Source organism: Methylobacterium isbiliense (assembly GCF_022179325.1).
GTDB lineage: Bacteria > Pseudomonadota > Alphaproteobacteria > Rhizobiales > Beijerinckiaceae > Methylobacterium > Methylobacterium isbiliense.
Genome location: NZ_BPQQ01000087.1, coordinates 32,582 through 52,159, shown reverse-complemented (window position 1 = coordinate 52,159; position 19,578 = coordinate 32,582). Strand labels below are relative to the sequence as shown.

At 70.8% G+C, this 19,578-nt stretch carries 21 protein-coding genes; 11 read left to right on the top strand and 10 right to left on the bottom strand.

Features of this window, described 5'->3' with window-relative positions; genetic code table 11:
- Window positions 1-172: 172 nt before the first annotated feature.
- Window positions 173-1,216: a PAS domain-containing protein gene (locus MFF61_RS28825; protein ID WP_238241123.1), complete on the bottom strand. Its 1,044-nt coding sequence runs from the start codon at window positions 1,214-1,216 to the stop codon at window positions 173-175.
- 163 nt (window positions 1,217-1,379) lie between these two features.
- On the opposite strand from MFF61_RS28825, the gene MFF61_RS28820 reads away from it, so the two are divergent.
- Complete coding sequence (locus tag MFF61_RS28820; protein ID WP_238241122.1) at window positions 1,380-2,114, top strand: pirin family protein; 735 nt, start codon at window positions 1,380-1,382, stop codon at window positions 2,112-2,114.
- Window positions 2,115-2,574: 460 nt separating this feature from the next.
- Here MFF61_RS28820 and MFF61_RS28815 read toward each other — a convergent pair whose 3' ends face one another.
- Together MFF61_RS28815 and MFF61_RS28810 are read right to left on the bottom strand one after the other, a co-directional pair.
- On the bottom strand, window positions 2,575-3,300 hold the full coding sequence (locus MFF61_RS28815; RefSeq protein WP_238241121.1) for a sigma-70 family RNA polymerase sigma factor: 726 nt from the start codon (window positions 3,298-3,300) through the stop codon (window positions 2,575-2,577).
- Window positions 3,301-3,629: 329 nt separating this feature from the next.
- Window positions 3,630-3,887, bottom strand: a complete 258-nt coding sequence (locus MFF61_RS28810) for a hypothetical protein (RefSeq protein ID WP_238241120.1) — start codon at window positions 3,885-3,887, stop codon at window positions 3,630-3,632.
- A gap of 233 nt (window positions 3,888-4,120) precedes the next feature.
- Here MFF61_RS28810 and pstS point away from each other — a divergent pair, with 233 nt between their 5' ends.
- The 6 genes from pstS to phoB all read left to right on the top strand — a co-directional run bounded on the left by pstS (window position 4,121) and on the right by phoB (window position 9,576).
- Window positions 4,121-5,158, top strand: a complete 1,038-nt coding sequence (pstS, locus tag MFF61_RS28805) for a phosphate ABC transporter substrate-binding protein PstS (RefSeq protein WP_238241125.1) — start codon at window positions 4,121-4,123, stop codon at window positions 5,156-5,158.
- A gap of 193 nt (window positions 5,159-5,351) precedes the next feature.
- Entirely contained in the window at window positions 5,352-6,326 is a 975-nt protein-coding gene (pstC, locus tag MFF61_RS28800) for a phosphate ABC transporter permease subunit PstC (RefSeq protein WP_238241119.1), read from the top strand.
- 19 nt (window positions 6,327-6,345) lie between these two features.
- The gene (pstA, locus tag MFF61_RS28795) at window positions 6,346-7,257 is read left to right on the top strand and encodes a phosphate ABC transporter permease PstA (protein WP_238241118.1); all 912 of its coding nucleotides are present in this window, start codon (window positions 6,346-6,348) and stop codon (window positions 7,255-7,257) included.
- A gap of 25 nt (window positions 7,258-7,282) precedes the next feature.
- On the top strand, window positions 7,283-8,101 hold the full coding sequence (pstB, locus tag MFF61_RS28790; RefSeq protein ID WP_238241117.1) for a phosphate ABC transporter ATP-binding protein PstB: 819 nt from the start codon (window positions 7,283-7,285) through the stop codon (window positions 8,099-8,101).
- A 28-nt stretch (window positions 8,102-8,129) separates the two neighbouring features.
- Window positions 8,130-8,849: a phosphate signaling complex protein PhoU gene (phoU, locus tag MFF61_RS28785; protein WP_238241116.1), complete on the top strand. Its 720-nt coding sequence runs from the start codon at window positions 8,130-8,132 to the stop codon at window positions 8,847-8,849.
- Between the two features lie 25 nt (window positions 8,850-8,874).
- The gene (gene phoB / locus MFF61_RS28780; RefSeq protein WP_238241115.1) at window positions 8,875-9,576 is read left to right on the top strand and encodes a phosphate regulon transcriptional regulator PhoB; all 702 of its coding nucleotides are present in this window, start codon (window positions 8,875-8,877) and stop codon (window positions 9,574-9,576) included.
- A 73-nt stretch (window positions 9,577-9,649) separates the two neighbouring features.
- Here the strand turns inward: phoB and MFF61_RS28775 are convergent, their stop codons facing one another.
- On the bottom strand, window positions 9,650-12,157 hold the full coding sequence (locus tag MFF61_RS28775) for a flagellin N-terminal helical domain-containing protein (protein WP_435404801.1): 2,508 nt from the start codon (window positions 12,155-12,157) through the stop codon (window positions 9,650-9,652).
- 168 nt (window positions 12,158-12,325) lie between these two features.
- Here MFF61_RS28775 and MFF61_RS28765 point away from each other — a divergent pair, with 168 nt between their 5' ends.
- Window positions 12,326-12,730 (top strand): flagellar biosynthesis repressor FlbT, encoded by a 405-nt coding sequence (locus tag MFF61_RS28765; protein WP_238241112.1) that lies wholly within the window; start codon window positions 12,326-12,328, stop codon window positions 12,728-12,730.
- A 314-nt stretch (window positions 12,731-13,044) separates the two neighbouring features.
- The gene (locus MFF61_RS28760) at window positions 13,045-13,554 is read left to right on the top strand and encodes a ferritin-like domain-containing protein (RefSeq protein ID WP_238241111.1); all 510 of its coding nucleotides are present in this window, start codon (window positions 13,045-13,047) and stop codon (window positions 13,552-13,554) included.
- 91 nt (window positions 13,555-13,645) lie between these two features.
- Here the strand turns inward: MFF61_RS28760 and MFF61_RS28755 are convergent, their stop codons facing one another.
- The 4 genes from MFF61_RS28755 to MFF61_RS28740 form a co-directional block, all read right to left on the bottom strand.
- On the bottom strand, window positions 13,646-14,179 hold the full coding sequence (locus MFF61_RS28755) for a gamma carbonic anhydrase family protein (RefSeq protein ID WP_238241110.1): 534 nt from the start codon (window positions 14,177-14,179) through the stop codon (window positions 13,646-13,648).
- A 98-nt stretch (window positions 14,180-14,277) separates the two neighbouring features.
- Entirely contained in the window at window positions 14,278-14,979 is a 702-nt protein-coding gene (locus MFF61_RS28750) for a di-trans,poly-cis-decaprenylcistransferase (RefSeq protein WP_238241109.1), read from the bottom strand.
- Between the two features lie 57 nt (window positions 14,980-15,036).
- The gene (locus MFF61_RS28745; RefSeq protein WP_238241108.1) at window positions 15,037-15,390 is read right to left on the bottom strand and encodes a transcriptional regulator; all 354 of its coding nucleotides are present in this window, start codon (window positions 15,388-15,390) and stop codon (window positions 15,037-15,039) included.
- Entirely contained in the window at window positions 15,383-15,997 is a 615-nt protein-coding gene (locus tag MFF61_RS28740) for a hypothetical protein (protein WP_238241107.1), read from the bottom strand. The genes MFF61_RS28745 and MFF61_RS28740 overlap by 8 nt, the downstream gene beginning before the upstream one ends.
- 405 nt (window positions 15,998-16,402) lie before the next feature.
- Between MFF61_RS28740 and MFF61_RS28735 the strand changes: the two genes are divergently transcribed.
- The gene (locus MFF61_RS28735; RefSeq protein WP_238241106.1) at window positions 16,403-17,395 is read left to right on the top strand and encodes an LLM class flavin-dependent oxidoreductase; all 993 of its coding nucleotides are present in this window, start codon (window positions 16,403-16,405) and stop codon (window positions 17,393-17,395) included.
- Between the two features lie 13 nt (window positions 17,396-17,408).
- Here the strand turns inward: MFF61_RS28735 and MFF61_RS28730 are convergent, their stop codons facing one another.
- Both MFF61_RS28730 and MFF61_RS28725 read right to left on the bottom strand, forming a co-directional pair.
- Window positions 17,409-18,449: a patatin-like phospholipase family protein gene (locus MFF61_RS28730; RefSeq protein WP_238241105.1), complete on the bottom strand. Its 1,041-nt coding sequence runs from the start codon at window positions 18,447-18,449 to the stop codon at window positions 17,409-17,411.
- Window positions 18,450-18,566: 117 nt separating this feature from the next.
- Entirely contained in the window at window positions 18,567-18,794 is a 228-nt protein-coding gene (locus tag MFF61_RS28725; protein WP_238241104.1) for a DUF6894 family protein, read from the bottom strand.
- A gap of 272 nt (window positions 18,795-19,066) precedes the next feature.
- Here MFF61_RS28725 and MFF61_RS28720 point away from each other — a divergent pair, with 272 nt between their 5' ends.
- Window positions 19,067-19,573 carry a L,D-transpeptidase gene (locus tag MFF61_RS28720; protein WP_238241103.1) on the top strand — a complete coding sequence of 169 codons (507 nt, stop codon included), beginning with the start codon at window positions 19,067-19,069 and terminating at the stop codon, window positions 19,571-19,573.
- Window positions 19,574-19,578 lie beyond the last annotated feature (5 nt).

The following is a 19,578-nucleotide window of genomic DNA, read 5'->3' as shown; positions in this document are numbered from 1 at the left end:
CAACGCTTCGTCCGCTTAGGTTCTTGTTTCTTCGCAGATTTTTATCGCAAAACCGGCGACCACTTTTGCGAAATCTGCTTAGGCATCATTCCGCCGGTCGCGAGCGACCGGTGCGGCAGTGGTCAGCGGTTCGGCGCGGGGGATCCGGCTACCGTCAAGGCGCCGCGGCGGCTCACCTCCGCCCGACCGCAATCGTCCCGGTCGGCAGGAGCCCGAACACCACCCCGTTCGCCCGCAGGGCCGCGACCGCGGCGTGGCGGCTGCGTGCGCCCTCGCCATCGGTCTCCAGCCGCCGGATCGTCGACGCCGACAGCCCGCTCGCCCGGGCGAGGTCGGTCATCGACCAGCCCAGCAGCGCGCGCGCGGCGTGCAGGTGGCGGCCGCCAAGGCTCTCCTCCAGCCCGCGCCGCAGCGCGCCCGTGGCCGGCAGCCCCGGCGGCCGCCCGCGCGGGAAGGACAGCGTCGTCCAGCTCTCGATCCGCCCCCGGGCGTCGCGCACCGGCACGAACACCCCCCGGAACAGCCCCGTCCCGCCCTCCGCCAGCAGGAAGCGGGTGTCGGCGATGAACGGAGCCCCGGCCTCGATCCGCGACCGCACGAAGGCGCGCATATGCGCTCGGTCCTCCCGGACGAGCCCGCGCGCCCAGTCGTCCTGGAACTCCGCCTGCGTCATCCCGGTCAGCTGCAGCAGTTCGGACGAGGCGACCCGGTGGGAGAGCGTGTAGCGGGAATTGTGCATCCAGCTACGGGTCCGCTCGAACGCGGCCCGGCGGGCCTGGGTCTGACGGATCTGCGCGCGGGCGAGCAGATCCCGGTCGGTGACGTCCAGCACCGTCCATGCCGCGCCCCGCGGGCGGCCGTCCGGCGCCACGTAGACCGCGCCCCGGCTCGTCAGCGTGCGCAGCGCCCCGTTCGGACGGATCACCCGGAAGGTCGCATCGCGCACGAGCCCCTGCTGGCGGATCTGCGCGGCGCAGCCGAAGGCGGCACGGTCTTCCGGATGGACGAGGCGCAGGAAGCTCTCGTAGCCCGGCCGCATCTCGCCGGGCTCCAGACCCAGGATGCGCAGCAGGCCCGCGGTCCACCGATGCTCGTCGCCGGCGAAGCGCCAGCCCCAGATGCCCGTGAGGCCGATACTCTCCAGCAGGCGCAGAAAATCATCCGACGAGAAGGCCAGGTCGTCCCTGGTGAGCGGCTGCAGCAGGGCATTCACCATGGTGGGCGGACGATAGCCTGAACCGGGCCGGGTCGTCCACGCGCGGCCCGCCGGCCGACCGGCCCGCCGGCCGGCCGGCCCGCCGGCGCGGCATCGCGGCCGGCACCCTGTCCGTGCCGCGCCGCCGCCCGAGATCGGAAGGCGGAGCGGCGGGGGAGCGGCGATGCGGCAGGTGGTGCGGGCGCACGAGCGGCAGACGGCCGGGACGGGCCTGTTTCGGCTCCGGATCGTACGCCCGGGGCGCGGGCTCGCCGAGGCCGGCGACGACGCCTTCGGGCCGCTCGCGCGGATCGATCACGCCGCGCTCGGCGCCGGCGCCCTGGTGCGTATGCACGAGCACCGCGACGACGAGATCCTGAGCTATGTCTGGCGCGGCAGCTTGGTGCACGCGGATTCCGCCGGACACCGCGTGACGGTCTCGGCCCGCCGCCTCATGCTGATGAATGCCGGCTGCGGCGTCCGGCACGAGGAATCCGTCCCCGACGATCCCGTCGAGATGCTGCAGATCGTCATCCGCCCGCGCGAGGCCGGCCTCGCGCCGCGGGTGCAGTTCCACGAGCCGCCGGCGCCGGCCCCACGCGACGGCACCTGGCGTCTCCTTGCCGGCCCGGAGGGCCGCGGCGCGCCGCTCGTCGTGCGCCAGGAGGTAAGCGTGCTCGACGCGCACCCGGCGCCCGGCACGGCGCTAGCCGCCCTGCCTGCGGGGCACGACGTCTTCGTCTACGTGCTGGACGGCGTCGTCGCGGGGGAGGGCCTCTACCTCGCCAAGGGCGACGGCATCCGGCTGACCGGAGAGCCGCTGCCGCCCCTCCATGCCGAGGTGCCCTCGGTCCTCGTCGCCTTCCTGGTCGACCGCGAGGCCGCCGCGACCCGCGCCGGGACGCTGAGCGGGCCCTGACGACGATCGGGACGGGTGGCGTGAGAGGAAGGGACTGGACAATCGCTTGCGCCCAGGTAGCATCGGCCGCGCTTCAAAGGCGACACTCTGATCAACCCCGCTGAGCCCCCGCCGGCGGGGTTCTTTCTCTTGGGGATACCGAGCCCTCTGGTCCGCGGCGGCCGCGCTGCCGGCTTCGCAGGGCGGAATCAGGGGCAGAAGCAACTCGCCTCGAGCCGTATCAGCACGACGAAATACGCGAAGGCCGCCAGGACATAGGCGATGATCTGGAGGCGGTTTGGCGTGATCGTCTGCGTCAGGATCGTCATCGTGCGGGCTCGGCAAGCGGCAGCCCCCACCTCATGACAGATTGACCCTCGGGAAGGCGAGGGCGGAAAATGCGGAGAGCACCGCGGGATCGGCGATGGGAATCACCGATCCGGGCGCGGCGGCTGCCTGCGACGAGCCCGGGCGCTCGCGCTCAGGCACCCTCGCTCATCGCCGATTGGATCATCCGGTCGGCATTGAGGTCATCCTCGGTGTAGCCGAGGAGCTCGGCGAGCCGGTTGCGGGCGCGGTTGACCCGGCTCTTGATCGTGCCGATGGCGACGCCGCAGATCTGCGCGACCTCCTCGTACGAGAGGCCCTCGGCCCCCACCAGGATCAGCGCCTCGCGCTGATCGTGCGGCAGCTTGGCGAGACCCGCGCGCAGATCCTGCACGTCGAGCCGATGGCCCTGGTCCGGCGCTGTGAACAGCCGGGCCGCGTAGGAGCCGTCCTCGTCCTGCACCTCGCGCATGCGCTTGCGCTGTTCGGAGTAGAAGGCGTTGCGCAGGATGGTGAACAGCCACGCGTTGAGGTTGGTGCCGGGCTGGAAGCGGTGCTGGTTCTGCCACGCGCGCAGGATGGTGTCCTGCACGAGGTCGTCCGCCCGGGCGGCATTGTTGGTCAGCGACAGCGCGAAGGCGCGCAGCGACGGCAGGGCGGTGAGCAGGCCGTCGCGGAACTCGGGTTCCACCGTGCGGCCCTGCGCGGCGAGGGCCGATTCGAGCTTGGCGATCAGGGCCACGAAGGCGTCGGGAATCGTCGTCTCGACCGACCCGTAGGCCTCGCGCAGATGGCGGCCGAGATGGTGCTGCACCGTCGCGGGCAGGCCGGGCTTGGTCACGGGATGCAGGGCCGCGACGGCGTTCGGATTGGAGATCATGCGCTACTCTCACGGGGCTGGCGAAGGTCGGGCGGAGGTCCGGACGGCGGCGCCGGCGGCCGCGGGCCGGAGGACGGCTGGCGCATCGCTGCGGGAACTGGGGCCGGGACCGCGCCCGTCCAGACGCGGTGCGACGCCGGCACGCGGGTCAGACGGGTCCCATCGGCCACGTCCGGGCCCTGCCGCCTCGATCCGGTCCGACCCTCATCGGCCTCTCCTCCTCGCACGCGTGGCACGCGGCGCCCGGACCCCGGGAGCCGCCGGTGCGGCAACGGCTGGGCACGGCCAAGGTTCCCGGCAAGGTTCCCGGGCCCGCGCGCCGCGGCCCCCTACCAGGGCCGGCCGCCCGGCCGGTGTCGGTACTCTGCCGCGCGGATGCGGGTGAGGAGCCGGTCGAGCTGAACCAGCAGGTCCTGCTCGGCGGTCTGGGCCGCCGCGATCGCCGCCGGATCCGACAGGTAGAGCCGTTGCTGCCGCGCGAGGGCGAGGCGGCGCTCCAGCGCCTCCCGCTCCGCATGCAGGGCCAGCAGGGCCGACCGGTTCTGGTCGTCTCCGTTCCCGATCTCTCTCGCGTCCGCGTTCCGCACGGCCTGCGACCCTCGATGTTCCCGTGTTGCCATCGACAGAACAACGCACGAAGGCCCCCGACCGTCCCATGCGAATCGGCGCGGGTTCGAGCGGACCGCGTGTGTCATCGATCCGTCATGCAACTGTCATAGGGCCAGCGCCGTACGGGCGTATCGCTCGCCGCGGCGATGAACGGCTTGCCGGACCTCCAGACTCCGCCGCGCGCCAGACCGACAGAAACATGGAGAGCATCGTGAAACCCTTCGCCTTCGCGCTCGCCATCGGGCTCGCGACCGCCCCGATCGTCCCGGCCTCGGCCGCCGACATCACGGGAGCCGGCGCCACCTTCCCGTTCCCGGTCTATTCCAAGTGGGCCGAGACCTACCGCAAGGAGACCGGCACCGGCCTGAACTACCAGTCCATCGGCTCGGGCGGCGGCATCAAGCAGATCCAGGCCCGCACCGTCGATTTCGGCGCCACCGACGCGCCGCTCAAGGGCGAAGCCCTGGAGAAGGACGGGCTCGTGCAGTTCCCGACCGTGATGGGCGGCGTCGTCGCGGTGGTGAACGTGCCGAACGTCAGGACCGGCGAGGTCAAGCTCACCGGCGAGCTTCTGGCCGAGATCTACCAGGGCAAGATCCGCAAGTGGTCGGATCCGAAGATCGCCAAGCTCAACGAGGGCGTGAAGCTTCCCGACGCGGCGATCACCCCGGTCTACCGTTCGGACGCCTCGGGCACGACGAACATCTTCACCACCTACCTGTCGGACGTCTCCGCCGACTGGAAGAAGGAACTGGGCGCCGCTACCGCGGTGAGCTGGCCGGCCGGCCAGGGCGGCAAGGGCAACGAGGGCGTCACCGCCGTCGTCAAGCAGGTGCCGAACGCGATCGGCTACGTCGAGTACGCCTACGCCAAGCAGAACAACCTGCCGGTGGCGCTGATCCAGAACAAGGCCGGCAAGTTCCCGATGCCGGGCGACGAGTCGTTCCAGGCCGCGGCCGCCAACGCCGACTGGAAGTCGGCTCCCGGCTTCGGTATCGCGCTGACCAACCAGGCCGGCGAGAAGGCGTGGCCGATCACCGCCGCGACCTTCATCCTCGTGCCCAAGACCCCCAACGACCCGGCCCGCGCCGCCGAGGTGCTGAAGTTCTTCTCCTGGGCCTACAAGAGCGGCGACAAGCTGGCGAGCGACCTCGACTACGTGCCGCTGCCCGACGCGGTGGTCGGCCTCGTCCAGGACGAGTGGAAGAAGGTCACCGGCAAGGACGGCAAGCCGGTCCTCGGCATGTAAGCCGGCCGGGCGCCCGACGCGAGGCGCGGGGCTGCCTCTCCCCTCGGGAGGGGTAGCCCCGCAGCCTCAGAGGCGCCGCGTGGATCCCTCGTCGGGGCGGGCAGGCCCGCCCCTGCACACCGTCATCGATCCTCGTCCCGCTCGCGCCGGTTCGCTCCACGCGCTACAGGCAGCTCACTGAAGGGAAACCCGGATGGTCGCGTTGTCTGAGAACGTCGCACTCGCTGCCGCGCCGCGGCGCGCACGCAGCGCCCCGAGCCCGATCGCGGACCGCATCTTCCACCTTGCCGCCTACGCCTCCGCGCTGCTCGTCCTTCTGGTGCTCGCCGGGATCCTGGCCTCGATCGCCTATGGCGGCTGGCCGGCCTTCCAGACCTTCGGGCCGGGCTTCATCACGTCGAGCGCCTGGAATGTCGGGCGCGAGGAATACGGGGCCTTCGTGGCCATCATCGGCACGCTGGCCTCGGCGGCGCTGGCCCTCGTCATCGGTGTGCCGATCTCGCTCGGCATCGCCATCTACCTCACCCAGCTCTGCCCGGGCTGGGCGCGCCGCCCGGTGGCGATGACGATCGAGCTGCTCGCCTCGGTCCCGAGCATCATCTACGGGATGTGGGGCCTGTTCATCTTCGCCCCGCTCTTCGCCCGCTTCGTGCAGGTGCCGGTGTCGAACCTCGTCGAGGGGCTGCCGATCGTCGGCACGCTGCTCTACGCCCAGGTGCCCTCGGGCGTGGGCGTGCTCACGGCCGGCATCATCCTGGCCATCATGATCGTGCCCTTCGTGGCCTCGATCACCCGCGACATGCTCGACCAGATCCCGACCGTGCTGCGCGAGAGCGCCTACGGAATCGGCTGCACCACCTGGGAGGTAGTGCGCCATGTGCTGATCCCGCAGGCCTCCGTGTCGATCATCGGCGCGATCATGCTGGGGCTCGGCCGCGCGCTGGGCGAGACGATGGCGGTGACCTTCGTGATCGGCAACGCCAACCGGCTCTCGGCCTCGATCTTCGATCCGGGCTCGACCATCGCCTCGCGCATCGCCAACGAGTTCAACGAGGCGGACGGGATGCAGCTCCACGCGCTGCTGGCCCTCGGCTGCATCCTGTTCGTCGTCACCTTCATCGTCCTCATCATCGCCCGGCTGCTGGTGCGCCGCGTGAAGGTGGCCTGAGCCCCGAGGGAGCCCCGTCATGGATGCCCGCCCGAACCTCGCCCCGGCGTCCCACGGCGCCGCCGCGCTGGCCGCTCCGACCTGGGGCCGCGTGCGCGCCGGCCGCCGCACCGCGGACCGCGCGCTCAAGATCCTGTGCGCCCTCGCGACCCTGCTCGGCGCGGTCGTGCTCGGCTCGATCCTGCTCATGCTGATCGTCGAGGGGCTGCGCGGCTTCTCGCTCGCGCTGTTCACCGAGCCGACCCCGGGTCCGGGCTCCGAGGGCGGCGGCATCGCCAACGCGATCCTCGGCAGCCTCGTGATGACGACGCTCGGCATCGTGGTGGCGACGCCGGTCGGCGTGATGGCGGGGACCTACCTCGCCGAGTACGGCAAGACCTCGAAGCTCGCCGACCTGATCCGCTTCCTCAACGACATCCTGCTCTCGGCGCCCTCGATCCTGATCGGCCTGTTCGTCTACACCGTGATGGTGCGCACGATGGGCGGCTACTCGGGCTGGGCCGGCGGCGTCGCGCTCGCCATCATCGCCACCCCGGTGATCGTGCGCACCACCGAGGACATGCTGCGCCTCGTGCCCGGCCCCCTGCGCGAGGCCGGCGCGGCGCTCGGCGCCCCGCCCTCGCTGGTGATCCGCCACGTGACGTGGCGCGCCGCGCAGGCCGGCATCGTCACCGGCATCCTGCTCGCGCTCGCCCGCATCGCCGGCGAGACCGCGCCGCTGCTCTTCACCGCGCTCAACAACAATTCCTGGTTCAGCCCCAATCTGATGGGCGGCGTCGCCAACCTGCCGGTGATGATCTACCAGTTCGCCCTCTCGCCCTACGAGAACTGGCGCCAGCTCGCCTGGGCGGGGGCGCTGCTCATCACGGTCGCGATCCTCGCCCTGTCGATCACGGCCCGCGTCTTCCTGCGCGGCGGCAAGGCCCGCTGACGCTGACCCCTGCCGGAGAACACCGATGAGTGCCACCGCCACCGCCACCGCCGCGCCCGTCGTCGGGTCCAGCAAGGCCGACGAGACCGCCCCGATCCGCGTCGCCGTGAAGAACCTCAACTTCTACTATGGCTCGTTCCAGGGCCTGAAGAACATCGACCTCAACTTCCACGACCGGCAGGTCACGGCCCTGATCGGGCCGTCGGGCTGCGGCAAGTCCACGCTGCTGCGCACCTTCAACCGGATCTACAGCCTCTATCCGGAGCAGCGCGCGGAGGGCGAGATCCTGCTCGACGGGCGCAACATCCTCGACAACTCGATCGACCTCAACGAACTGCGCGCCCGGGTCGGCATGGTGTTTCAGAAGCCGACGCCGTTCCCGATGTCGATCTACGACAACATCGCCTTCGGCATCCGGCTCTACGAGCGGCTGCCCAAGGCCGAGGTCGACGCCCGCGTGGAGGAGGCCCTGCGCAAGTCGGCCCTCTGGGACGAGGTCAAGGACAAGCTCCGGCAATCCGGCATGGGCCTGTCGGGCGGCCAGCAGCAGCGCCTCTGCATCGCCCGCACGGTGGCCCAGCGCCCCGAGGTGATCCTGTTCGACGAGCCCACCTCGGCCCTCGACCCGATCTCGACCGGGCGCATCGAGGAGCTGATCGAGCAGCTGCGCTCCGAGTTCACCATCGCGATCGTCACCCACAACATGCAGCAGGCGGCGCGCATCTCGCAATTCACGGCCTTCATGTATCTCGGCGAACTGATCGAGTTCGGGCCCACCAACCGCCTGTTCATGAATCCGACGAAGCGCCAGACCCAGGACTACATCACCGGCCGCTTCGGCTGATCCCCCTCTCGCGAACCGGGACCATGCCATGTCCGAGCATATCGTGTCCTCCTACGACACGGACCTGCAGAACCTGCGCCGCAGCATCGCCGAGATGGGCGGCATCGCCGAGAAGATGATGGCGGATGCCGGCACCGCCCTCGTGCGGCGCGACGCCTCCCTCGCCCAGGCCATCATCGCCGCCGACCAGCGCCTCGACGTGCTCCAGCGCGAGATCGAGGAGAAGGCGATCCTGCTCATCGCCCGGCGCCAGCCGATGGCGATCGACCTGCGCGAGACCATCTCGGCCATCCGCGTCTCGGGCGACCTCGAACGCATCGGCGACCTCGCCAAGAACATCGCCAAGCGCGTGGTCGCCATCAGCGACCAGATGCAGCCGCAAAAAATCGTCCTCGGCGTGCAGCACATGAGCGAGCTGGTGCAGGAGCAGCTCAAGGACGTGCTCGACGCCTATGCGACCCAGGACGTCAAGGCCGCCCGCGACGTCTGGGAGCGCGACGGCGGCATCGATGCGCTCTACACCTCGCTGTTCCGCGAACTCCTGACCTACATGATGGAGGATCCGCGCAACATCAGCTTCTGCACGCACCTGCTGTTCTGCGCCAAGAACGTCGAGCGGATCGGCGACCACACCACCAACATCGCCGAGACGATCCACTACCTCGTCACCGGCGAGACCCTGCCCACCGACCGCCCCAAGAACGACGCCTCGAACTACGCCACGGTGTCGGCCGGGCCGGGGGCGTGAGGCCGCCCGTCCCCGAGAAACCGGCATGTCGACGCGTATCCTGATCGTCGAGGACGAGGAGCCGCTCACGCTCCTCCTGCGCTACAACCTCGAAGCCGAGGGCTTCGAGGTCGACGCCGTCGCCCGCGGCGACGAGGCCGACCTGCGCCTGCGCGAGCAGGTGCCGGACCTCGTCCTGCTCGACTGGATGGTGCCGGGGCTGTCCGGCATCGAGCTGTGCAGGCGCATCCGCGCGCGGCGCGAGACCGAGCGCCTGCCGGTGATCATGCTCACCGCGCGCGGCGAAGAGGGGGACCGGGTGCGCGGGCTCGCCACCGGGGCCGACGACTACATCGTCAAGCCGTTCTCGGTGCCCGAGCTGCTGGCGCGGGTCCGCGCCCTGCTGCGGCGCGCCAAGCCCGCCCACGTCGCGCATCTCCTGGTCGCGGGCGACATCGAACTCGACCGCGTCAGCCACCGGGTGCGCCGCGAGGGCCGCGAGCTCCATCTCGGCCCGACCGAGTTCAAGCTGCTCGAATTCCTGATGCAGAGCCCCGGGCGGGTCTTTTCCCGCGAGCAGCTCCTCGACGGGGTCTGGGGCCACGACGTCTACATCGACGAACGCACCGTCGACGTCCATATCGGCCGCCTGCGCAAAGCCATCAACCGCCCCCGCAGCCCGGACCCGATCCGCACCGTGCGCGGCTCCGGCTATTCCTTCGACGAGATGTTCGCCGGCGCCGCCTGAGGCGCCTCGCACAACGGGAAACGGCCGGGGCGCGAGCCCCGGCCGTTCGCCTGTTCGGATCTGTCAGTGCCGATCAGCGCAGGAGCTGCAGGATGCCCTGCTGCGCCTGGTTGGCGAGCGAGAGCGCCGAGATCGCCAGCGAGTTGCGGGTCGACAGGGCCTGCGAGTTCGCCGCCTCCTCGTTCAGGTCGGCGTTGGTCAGGTTCGCCGAGCCGGTGTCGAGGATGTTGATCAGGTTCTTCGAGAAGTCCTGACGGTTCTGCACCACCGAGAGGTTCGAGCCGAAGGTCGAGGACTGCGAGCGCAGCTTGTTGGTCGCCGAGGTGATCGCGGTCAGGGTCGCCTTGATCTCGTCGTCCGACTGGAAGCCGCCGGTCACCGAGGTGAGGCCGAGGCCGTCGGAGTCGAACTTCACGCCCTTGATGTCGATGTTCGACGAACCGTTCTCGTTGAACGTCACCCGCAGGGTGTTCTCGCTGGCGTCGTCCGTGGTGCGGTAGAGCAGGTTGACGCCGTTGTAGCTCGAATCCTTGGCCTGCTGGGTGATCTGGTTCAGCAGCTCGTTGAACTGCTTGGCCAGCGACTCGCGGGTGGTGTTGGTGCTGCCGGTGCTGTCCTTGCCGGTCGCGGTGATCGCCGTCGCGGTGTTGGTGGCGACGGAGTTGATCAGCGAGGTCTGCGAGCCGAAGCCGATATCGACGTTGTTGGCTTGGGTCGTGCCCTGGGCCGGGGTGATGGTGATCTTCTGCGACGAGCCGCCGGCCGTCGAGCTGATCACCAGCTTGTTGTTGACGTCCAGGCTCGCCTTGATCTGGCCCGACAGGCCGGTATCGGCATCGAACTGCTTGTTGATCGCGGCCACCAGCTCGGCGCCCGTGGTGGCGGCGGCGTTGACCGGCGCGACGGTGGTCGAATTCAGGGTGATCGTCTTGGCTTGACCGCTGCCGAGCTGGATGGAGAAGCTGGCGTTGTTGCCCACGGTGTTCAGGTCGACGGTGGTCAGCGCCTTCGACCCGGTGATGACGGCCTTGGCCGAGCCGTCGGTGGCGTCCGAGCCGGTGGCCGACAGGCCACTCGCCGCGGTGCCGGTGCCCGACGTCTGGGTACCACTGGTCGATGTCGTAGCGCCGAAACCGATATCGATCGTGCCGCGGATGCCCGAAACATCGACGACGCCAGACGCACCGGCTGTTCCGTTCGTGAAGATCAACTCGTTTGTGCCGCCATCGAGGCTCGCCGTAATGTTCACGCCTTTTGCGGCCAGCTGGATGTTGATTGCGGCGACGACGTCCGCCCGAGTGGCAGCGGCGCCGAGTGTGGTAGGCGGTGACGCCGTATCGATGGCCGAATTGGTATCAAGGACGATTTCGGCCGCAGTGGTGCCATCGCTGATCGTGAATTTTGCCGAGCCGGTGTCAAAGTTGTTTGTGGCGCCAAGCGCTGTGTCGGCTTGGCGTATCGCGCCCGCGTTCACGGTACCGCTTGTGAACGTGCCCAAGTCGAATCCCGTTTGAGTAAACAGCCCGATCGTCGCGTCGCCGCCCTTGTCGATCACGCTCACCGCGGCCGAGGGACCGAGATCCTGGCTGGTGAAGACGAGCTTGTTGCCGCTGTCCAGGCTCGCGGTGACGGACGATCCGGCGTCGCTGAGCTGCTTGTTGATCGCCGACAGGATGTTGGCGCGGGTCGCCGTCGCGCCGAGCGTGCTGCCGGCCGTGTCGTAGACCGTGTCCTGGTCGAGCTTGATGTCGACTGACTTCGAGCCGTCGTTGACCGTGAAGCTCGCGCTGTCGGAGTTCGTGCGGCCGAGGGTGACGGTGGCGGCGAGGGCGGTGCCGGCGGTCGCGCTGGCGGCGGTGGTGTTCGTCGCCTTGCCGAAGCCGATGTCGATGGTCGAGGAGGCCGCGCCCGACACCTTGAGCTGCTGGGTCGCACCCGCCGACGTGGTCGAGAACGAGATGCGGCCGTCGGAGCCGACCGACGCGCTCACCTTGCCCTTGAGCGCGGTGCTGTTGGCGATCTGGCTGTTGATCGCCGAGGAGACCTGCGCGGCCGTGACCTTGGTGAGGTCGGTGGCGGAGGTCTTCAGGGTCGAGGAGTCGAGCCGGATCGTGGTCGAGGTCTTGCCGCCGTCGAGCGAGATGTCGATCGAGCCGTCCTTGCTCAGCGACGAGAAGTCCTGCGTGCCGTCGAGCGTGCCCGCGAGGCCCTGGAAGGACTTGCTGCCGAACACGGTGGCGGCGGTGGCGGCCTGGCCGCTGGAGGTCGCGCTCTTGTCGGCGAGCGCCTGGTTCGCGGTGGACTTCGCCGAATCGACCAGCTTTTGGATCGAGGTGATGCCCTGGTTGGCGGCCTGGATGGTCTGGACGCCGTTCGAGATGCCGTCGAGCAGGTTGGAGAGGTCGGAGGACCGCGCCGTCAGGCTCTGCGAGGTGAAGAAGTTGGTCGGGTTGTCGAGCGCCGAGTTGACCTTCTTGCCGGTCGACAGGCGGGACTGGGTGGTGGAGAGGAGGTTGGCGGTGTCCTGGAGCGAGAGCAGGTTCTGGCGCGTCGCGGCGGACAGCGTGATGCTGGAGGCCATGGGGGTCGATCCTTTTTCGATCTTTCGCGTGCGTCATTTTGACGACGCCTCGACCGTGCGCCTCCAAGTGTTGCGGCGGGCTTAAACCGATTGCCGAGACTCCCGTGCCTTAACGGGAACCTTAACGAATCATGAGGCAGGACAGGGCGGTCCAGGACAGGAGCCGCCATGCCGCTGCGCATCACCCTCAAGCCCCACGAGCGCCTGATCATCAACGGCGCGGCGATCCGCAACGGCGACCGGGCCGCCGATTTCCTGATCGAGACGCAGTGCCGCTTCCTGCGCGAGAGCGAGATCATCCGCGAGAGCGAGGCGGATACCGCCGGCAAGCGCCTCTGCGTCACCCTCCAGGTGATCTACCTCGCCGACAATCCGGCGGAGGTGGAGGACCTGCTGGTGCGGCAATCCACCGAGATCCTGAAGGCGATGCCGAGTTCGGCCCCCTACCTCCTCGCCATTCAGGACGAGATCGCCGCCAGGCAGTATCACCGCGCCCTCAAGCGCGGGCGCGACCTCGTCGCCCATGAGCGCGCGCTGCTCGACCGCCTCGCGGCGGCCGGCGACGCCGCCTGAGACACGGCGCCGCGCGAGGGGGAACGGGCCGACCGCACTGCCGGTCCGAGGCCGCATGGCAGCCCAGCCGCGGCGCGGAGGATCGGGGTGCGATGGCGGTGCAGCCGATCCTCGGCCGTGTCGCGTCTGACGGGAGCCCGGACCCTCTTCCGCAGGGTGGCGGCGGGATCACGATCGTGCCCCAGGGTGGGCAGGGCAGGGGGGCATCGGATACTTTGTCTCAGTAGGGGTAATCTCCAGAACCGGCACTGCCCCGGCGCGTTGGCCCAGCGCTTCACCCTACCCCACAATCCCTCACCTGGGAGGCTGACCGCATGGCCGAGGATCTCCGCTCGCTCTACGTGACGGCACTCAAGAACACGCATGCCCTCGAACTGCAGGCCCTGCAGATCATGGAACGGCAGGTCGAGCGCCTGGAGCGCTACCCTGAGATGGATGCGGCCTTGCGCCGGCACATCACCGAAACCCACGGCCAGCGCGACCGCCTGGAGGAGGCGCTCTCCGCCCTCGGCGAGAGCCCCTCGGCGCTCAAGGAAGGCGTGCTGGGCCTGATGGGCAATCTCGCGGCCATCGCGCATACCCCGGCCCAGGACAAGATTCTGAAGAACGCCTTCGCCAACCGGGCCTTCGAGAACTACGAGGCGGCAGCCTACGATTCCCTGATCACCATCGCGGAAGCCGCCGGCCAAGCCGGTCCGATCACCGGCTTCCAGCAATCCCTGAAGGAGGAACTGGCGATGGCGCAGACCGTCGCGGACCTCGTGAAGCCGACGACGCAGCGCTACCTCCAGCTCACCCTCTCGGGCGACAAGGCGGACCGCTGAGCGATCCGGTCGCGTTCCGTCCCCTGCGCCGCACCGGTGACGAGGCCGGCACACGGGGCCCGGCACGGGGCTCGGGCGGTCCGCCCGGGCCTCAGCCCTCGATGCGCCTGAGCCCGGCGGCGTAGCGGCGGGCATTGGCGACGTAGCGGGCCGCCGAGGTGCGCAGCGCCTCGGCGGCCGCCTCGTCGAGGTTGCGCACCACCTTGGCGGGGGCGCCGACGATGAGGCTGTTGTCGGGAAAGACCTTGCCTTCCGTGACGAGGGCGTTGGCCCCCACGATGCAGTTGCGGCCGATCCGGGCGCCGTTGAGCAGCGTCGCGCCCATGCCAATCAGCGAGTTCGCTCCCACCGTGCAGCCGTGCACGATCGCGCGGTGACCGATGGTGACGTCCTCGCCGAGGTCGAGCGGGAAGCCCGGATCGGTGTGGAGGATCGCCCCGTCCTGGATGTTGGTGCGCGCGCCGATGCGGATCGGCTCGTTGTCGCCGCGCAGCACGGCCGCGAACCAGATGCTCACGTCGGGCCCGAGTTCGACCTGCCCCATCACGTGCGCGTCCGGCGCGATCCAGATGCTCGCCGGATCGGCGAAGCGGGGGCGATGGTCGTCGAGGGCGTAGAGCGGCATGGCGGTCTCGCGGAAGTTGGGTCTCCCCTCTCTAAGCATCATTCCCGGACGCGGTCACCGGTCCGGCGGCGCCGAGCGTGCGGGAGCGGTGTCCCGCCTCAGGCCGCTTCCGGCATCGGGCCCAGGCCCCCGAAGCGCCGCTCGCGCGTCGCGAAGTCGCGCAGCGCCCCCGCAAGGTCGTCGGCGCCGAAATCGGGCCACATCCGATCGCTGAAATGCAGTTCGGCGTAGGCGCATTCCCAGAGCAGGAAATCCGAGAGCCGCTTCTCGCCGCCCGAGCGGATCAGCAGATCGACGTCCGGCGCGCCGCCCGACACACGCCGCCCGAAAGCCTCGCGGCTCTCCGCCGGCCCCGCCGCCGCCGCGGCCAGGATCGCGTCGCGGGCCGAGTAATCCACCGCGATGCGCAGATGCAGCCGCTCGCCCGCGGCCGTCTCGGCCTCCGCCCGCGCCAGCGCATCCGGCAGCCCGGCCGGCAGACGGTCGCGCCGGCCGATCACCGTGAGGCGCGTGCCCGTCCGGGCGAGCCGTCCGGTCTCGTGGCGCAGGTAGCGGCGCAGGAGGCCCATCAGGCCCGCCACCTCCCCGGGCGGGCGGCGCCAGTTGTCGGCCGAGAAGGCAAACAGCGTCAGCGTGCCGATGCCGAGATCCGGGGCGGCCTCGGCCACCCGCCGGATCGCCTCGACGCCGGCCCGGTGCCCGGCGGTGCGGGGCAGGCCCCGGGCGCTGGCCCAGCGCCCGTTGCCGTCCATGATCGCCGCGACATGCAGCCCGGATCGGTGGTCACAAGAACTTTGCATCACAAAGTCTCCAGGCGAAGCCGCGTCTCCCGGAGGCGGGACGCGGCGCAACGGGTGTCAGGTCGGGCGCGTGCTGAGGCCGGGCTCGGCGGCGGAGGCGGCGTCCCGCACCACCTGCTCCAGCACCGCGAGGTAGTCGAGGAAGCGCCGCCGCCCGCTCGGGGTCAGGCAGCAGACGGTCTGGGGGCGGTTGCGGGCGTAGCCCTTGCGGATCTCGACGAGGCCGGCCTCCTGCAGCACCCCGAGGTGCCGGCTGAGATTGCCGTCGGTGAGGCCGCACAGGTGCTTGAGGTCGGCGAAGACGAGACCCTCCGGGTGGGTGGCCAGCGAGGTGAGGAGGCCCAGGCGCGCCTTCTCGTGGATCACCCGGTCGAGGCCCTCGTAGGAGAAGCGGCCGCTCGGCTCAGTCATCGGCGTCCCGGCGCGCGAGGTGGAGGATGGCGGCCAGCAGCACCTGCCCGATGCCGAAGGGCAGGCCCATCGCCCAGGGCGAGAGGACGGGCGTGCCGGCCGAGACGGCGATGACCGCGAGGCCCGCCAGCAGGTACCAGGCCGCGGCGAGCGACGTGCCCCGGGGCAGCGTGCGGGCGGCGGCGAACAGGCCGACGCTGACGAAGACCTGCCACAGGCCCGGCAGCAGCCACAGGCTCTCGGGGGCGAGCCGCGCCAGCACCAGGGCCACCAGGGCGCCGGCCGCGAAGGCGGGCAGGAACTGCTCCACGGCTGCCAGGATCATCGCGTCGGCGAGGCCGGAATGGATCCGGCGCGCCCGCGTCACCGTCTCGGCGCCGATCAGCCCCAAGGCCACGGCCGCCACCGCGATCCAGAGCCCGAAATAGGCGAGCGGCCCGCTGCCTGCGAACCAGATTGCCTGAACGGCCGCGGCGCCGAGCGCGAGCACGCCCGTGGCCGCGATGGTGGCCGGGCCGAGGCCGCGGAAATGGGTGTCGCGCGCGATCTGGCTGCGGATCGCCACGATGTCGGCGAGCGCCCGGTCGAGGTCCCGCGGGGGCGTCACCCTTGCCTCCCGGATCGGCGCTCCTGGCGGCGTCTGCTGACCGCGTTCATGGGCCGGATACCCTCCGCCGACTTTGTATCGCAAAGTATGCCCGATCCAGCGGCGCGCGCAAGGGGGTGCCACGTTGACACCAGGGCAGTCGGGTGAACCCGATAGCCCTGGTTGATGGCTTGGCCTCGAGCGCCGGCGGCCGCATCCGCGGCTTTGGCTTCGCTCCGCTCTGCGTCCGGGCGGACATTCATCCTCTCGGACCCGCTCCGCGGGGCACTCTTCGCGCCCATCACAGCGACAATCGGGCTTCGCCCGATTGTCGCTGACGTTGACGCTGGGCGGCCATGCCCGCAGGCTCCGTCCGGAGCGCGCCGGTGCCCGACGCCCCTGTGCCGCGGCCAAGAGGGCCCCGTCATGACCTCGTCCCGTCTGCACCTCGTCGCGGTCCTGCGGCCGGCCGGCCTGAACGCCGGGGGTGGGCGGCGCAGCCCCGGCGGCCCCGAGGCGGATTTCACGCTCCATCATCTCGCCCGGGTCGCCCGGACGCTGGAGCGCGGCGTGTTCGATGCCGCCCTGGTGGCGGAACCGCCGGGGACGGCCCCGTCGGCGATCGACCCGCTCACGCTGCTGCCGGCCCTCGCCATGGCCACCGAGCATCTCGGTCTCATCGCGCCCGCACCGGTGGCCCTGGTCGAGCCCGCTCACGTCGCCCGCAAGTTCCTGTCCCTCGACCGGCTCACCGGCGGGCGCGCCGGCTGGTTCGCCGCCGCGCCCGCCGGCGATGGGGCGGAGGCCGAGGCGCGGGCGGCGCGCGCCGCCGAGTTCCTGCGGGTGGTCACCGCGCTCTGGCGGGATTACGCGGCGCCCGCCGAGACGCCGCGGCCCGGGCGCGGCCACCCGGTGATCGTGCTCGATGCGGCGACGGCCGAGGCGCGCCGCCTCGCTGCGGCACAGGCCGACCTCGTGGTGATGGGCGCGCGGGAGCGCGACGCGGCGCGGGCGATCCGTGCGGACCTGCTGTCGCAGGCGGCCGCCCACGGGCGGGCACCGGGCGCGCGCGTGCTGCAGAAGGCGGCGGTGGTGCTGGGCGCGAGCGAGGCCGAGGCCGCCGACAAGGCGCAGCGCATCGCGGCGACCGGCCGCGCCGGTACCCTGCGCCCCGGCCCGGATTCCGCGCCGCCCCTGCGCCTGCTCGGTCCGCCCGGCGCGGTCGCCGACACCCTGGAGGCGTGGTGGCGGGAGGGCGCCTGTGACGGCTTCGCCCTGACGATCCCCCCGCTCACCGCCTGCCTCGACGAGATCGTGGAAAACCTCGTGCCGGAACTGCGCCGCCGCGGGCTGGTGCCCGGGGCCTATGCGGGTCGCACGCTCCGCGCCCATCTCGGGCTGGAAGGGGAGGGGGCGTGAGGCGGCCGGGCGCTCACCGCGACGGCGTGTGCGCCGGCAGGTACCTGAACCGGCCATCCGGCGGCCCGGCCTCGTCGAGGCGCGCGAGACCCTGCGCCATGTCGCGGGCGCCGGCCGCCCAGCGGTCGCGGATCGAGGCGGGCGAGAAGTCCAGGGTCTTGCCCGCGACCTCGTCCGCCTGGGTCTCGTAGGCCACATGCAGGAGCGTCGCCCGCGCACCCTGCGGATCGAGCCGCGCGTGCAGCGCGTAGGTGCGCTCCAGGGCCGCGATGGTGCGGCGGGTGGCGCTGGCGAAGACGAGATCGTGGGTGCGCTCCAGCACCGCGTCGAGGGAGCGCGGGCGCGGCGCCCGCAGGCCGAATAGCTCGACCGCGACGCAGAGGCGGTCCTGCGGCGGCGGCTCCGCGAGGACGAGATCCAGCGGCAGGTTGTTGGTGTAGCCGGGATCGCAGAGCAGGCGTCCGTCGATCTCCACCGGCGGGAAGGCCGGCGTGATGGAGGCGCTCGCCAGCAGATGCTCGGGGGCGAGCGGACCGCGCGCTGAGTCGAACACCACCTCCTCGCCGGTCTCGATGTCGACGCAACAGACCGCGAGCGGCGGATCGGCGCGGTTCAGGCGCTCGAAATTCACGAGGCGCAGGATCGTCTCGCGCAAGGGGGCGAGATCGTAGAGCGCGACGTCGTTGGGCATCCAGGGCAGCACCGACCACAGGCCGGGGAAGCGATGCCGGAAGATCGTCGGCCGGCCGGCGGCGAGCGCCAGGACGGAGTGCAGGCCGTTGTAGGTCTGGCGCAGCCGCAGCGGAAGGTGCGACGCCCGGGTGGTGTGCATGACCGCCTCGTCCCAGAACGCCCGCACCTTCGCCAGCCTCTCCTCGGGCCGGTTCCCGGCCAGGATCGCGCCCGTCACCGCGCCGATCGAGGCCCCGACGATCCGGGACGGAGCGAAGCCGCGGTCAAACAGCGTCTCGCAGGCGCCGCCGAGATAGGCGCCGAGCGCGTTGCCGCCTCCGAGCACGAGGGCGAGATCCTGCGGTGGGGATACGGGCGGCAACGGGCACCTCGGCGCTCGGCGCGTCGCGGGACTCCGTCCGGGTGCGGGGCCTCGATCTGCGCGGGAGAGGGAACGCCCCATCAACGCGCGGAACGACGTCGGTTCCCGCGCTGCCGCTCAGGCCGCCAGCGGCAGCGCGGCCTCGACCGGCAGCAGCAGCACCCGACGGCCGTCGAGATCGTGGACGCTGACGCTCCAGGTCGACCAGTCGCCGCCGCGCCGCCGCAGGCCCTGCGCCACCTGCTCGGCCCGGCCGCGGAGCGACTCTCCGGGCGCAACGCTCTGGCCGCGGGTGTCGAGGTAGAATTCCAGGCCGTTGGTGCAGTGGAAGCGGTAGGTCGTCATCCGGTCCGTCCCCTGGTAAAGCGCCGTGACGGGTAATTTGTTCACACTTTGTTCGCATGTCAACGCGGCGGCGGCGACGCGGTGCCGGAGCCCAAGCTCAACGCTTCGTCAAGGCGTCGCGCCGGTTTCTCACCGGCCCCTATGCGGGCCCTTAAGCCTCGCGCGCGAAACGCCTTCGTTCACCCCCCGGCAATCATTCTCGCCAACCGGAACGACAGGATCGGCTGCGGATTATCGTCCCGCTTCAAGGTCACGCTTCGAGGACCGCAGGGATGATCAAGCAGAGTGGATGGGTCGCGGCGATGAGCGTCGTGGCGACGATGGCGTGCGGCCCGGCGGCGGCGCGCGAGGTGGTGCCGTTCGACGTCGGCGCCTCGCCCGGCACCATCGTGGTGCGCACCACCGAGCGCCGGCTCTACTACGTCAACGGCGACGGGACGGCGATCCGCTATCCGGTCGCGGTGGGCAAGGCCGGCAAGCAATGGACCGGGCTCGCCCGTATCGAGGGCAAGTACGTCCAGCCCGCGTGGTCGCCGCCCTCCGAGGTCAAGCGCGACAATCCGCGCCTGCCTGCGGTGATCGCGGGCGGCTCGCCGCGCAACCCGATGGGGGCGGCGGCCCTCACCCTCGACCGGGGCGAGTACGCGATCCACGGCACCAACCGCCCGAGTTCGATCGGCACCTTCGCGTCCTACGGCTGCATCCGGATGTTCAATCAGGACGTCGTCGACCTCTACGCCCGGGTCCAGGTGGGCACGCCCGTGGTGGTGACGCGCTGATCCGG

Bases quoted from the DNA above. Each gene is read 5' to 3' on its own strand.
- pstA (WP_238241118.1), top strand. From the start codon at position 6,346: ATGGATGCCCGCCCGAACCTCGCCCCGGCGTCCCACGGCGCCGCCGCG.
- phoU (WP_238241116.1), top strand. From the start codon at position 8,130: ATGTCCGAGCATATCGTGTCCTCCTACGACACGGACCTGCAGAACCTG.
- phoB (WP_238241115.1), top strand. From the start codon at position 8,875: ATGTCGACGCGTATCCTGATCGTCGAGGACGAGGAGCCGCTCACGCTC.
- MFF61_RS28765 (WP_238241112.1), top strand. From the start codon at position 12,326: ATGCCGCTGCGCATCACCCTCAAGCCCCACGAGCGCCTGATCATCAAC.
- MFF61_RS28725 (WP_238241104.1), bottom strand. From the start codon at position 18,794: ATGACGACCTACCGCTTCCACTGCACCAACGGCCTGGAATTCTACCTC.
- MFF61_RS28775 (WP_435404801.1), bottom strand. From the start codon at position 12,157: ATGGCCTCCAGCATCACGCTGTCCGCCGCGACGCGCCAGAACCTGCTC.
- MFF61_RS28820 (WP_238241122.1), top strand. From the start codon at position 1,380: ATGCGGCAGGTGGTGCGGGCGCACGAGCGGCAGACGGCCGGGACGGGC.
- MFF61_RS28750 (WP_238241109.1), bottom strand. From the start codon at position 14,979: ATGCAAAGTTCTTGTGACCACCGATCCGGGCTGCATGTCGCGGCGATC.
- MFF61_RS28825 (WP_238241123.1), bottom strand. From the start codon at position 1,216: ATGGTGAATGCCCTGCTGCAGCCGCTCACCAGGGACGACCTGGCCTTC.
- MFF61_RS28735 (WP_238241106.1), top strand. From the start codon at position 16,403: ATGACCTCGTCCCGTCTGCACCTCGTCGCGGTCCTGCGGCCGGCCGGC.
- pstC (WP_238241119.1), top strand. From the start codon at position 5,352: ATGGTCGCGTTGTCTGAGAACGTCGCACTCGCTGCCGCGCCGCGGCGC.
- MFF61_RS28720 (WP_238241103.1), top strand. From the start codon at position 19,067: ATGATCAAGCAGAGTGGATGGGTCGCGGCGATGAGCGTCGTGGCGACG.
- MFF61_RS28815 (WP_238241121.1), bottom strand. From the start codon at position 3,300: ATGATCTCCAATCCGAACGCCGTCGCGGCCCTGCATCCCGTGACCAAG.
- MFF61_RS28745 (WP_238241108.1), bottom strand. From the start codon at position 15,390: ATGACTGAGCCGAGCGGCCGCTTCTCCTACGAGGGCCTCGACCGGGTG.
- pstB (WP_238241117.1), top strand. From the start codon at position 7,283: ATGAGTGCCACCGCCACCGCCACCGCCGCGCCCGTCGTCGGGTCCAGC.
- MFF61_RS28760 (WP_238241111.1), top strand. From the start codon at position 13,045: ATGGCCGAGGATCTCCGCTCGCTCTACGTGACGGCACTCAAGAACACG.
- MFF61_RS28755 (WP_238241110.1), bottom strand. From the start codon at position 14,179: ATGCCGCTCTACGCCCTCGACGACCATCGCCCCCGCTTCGCCGATCCG.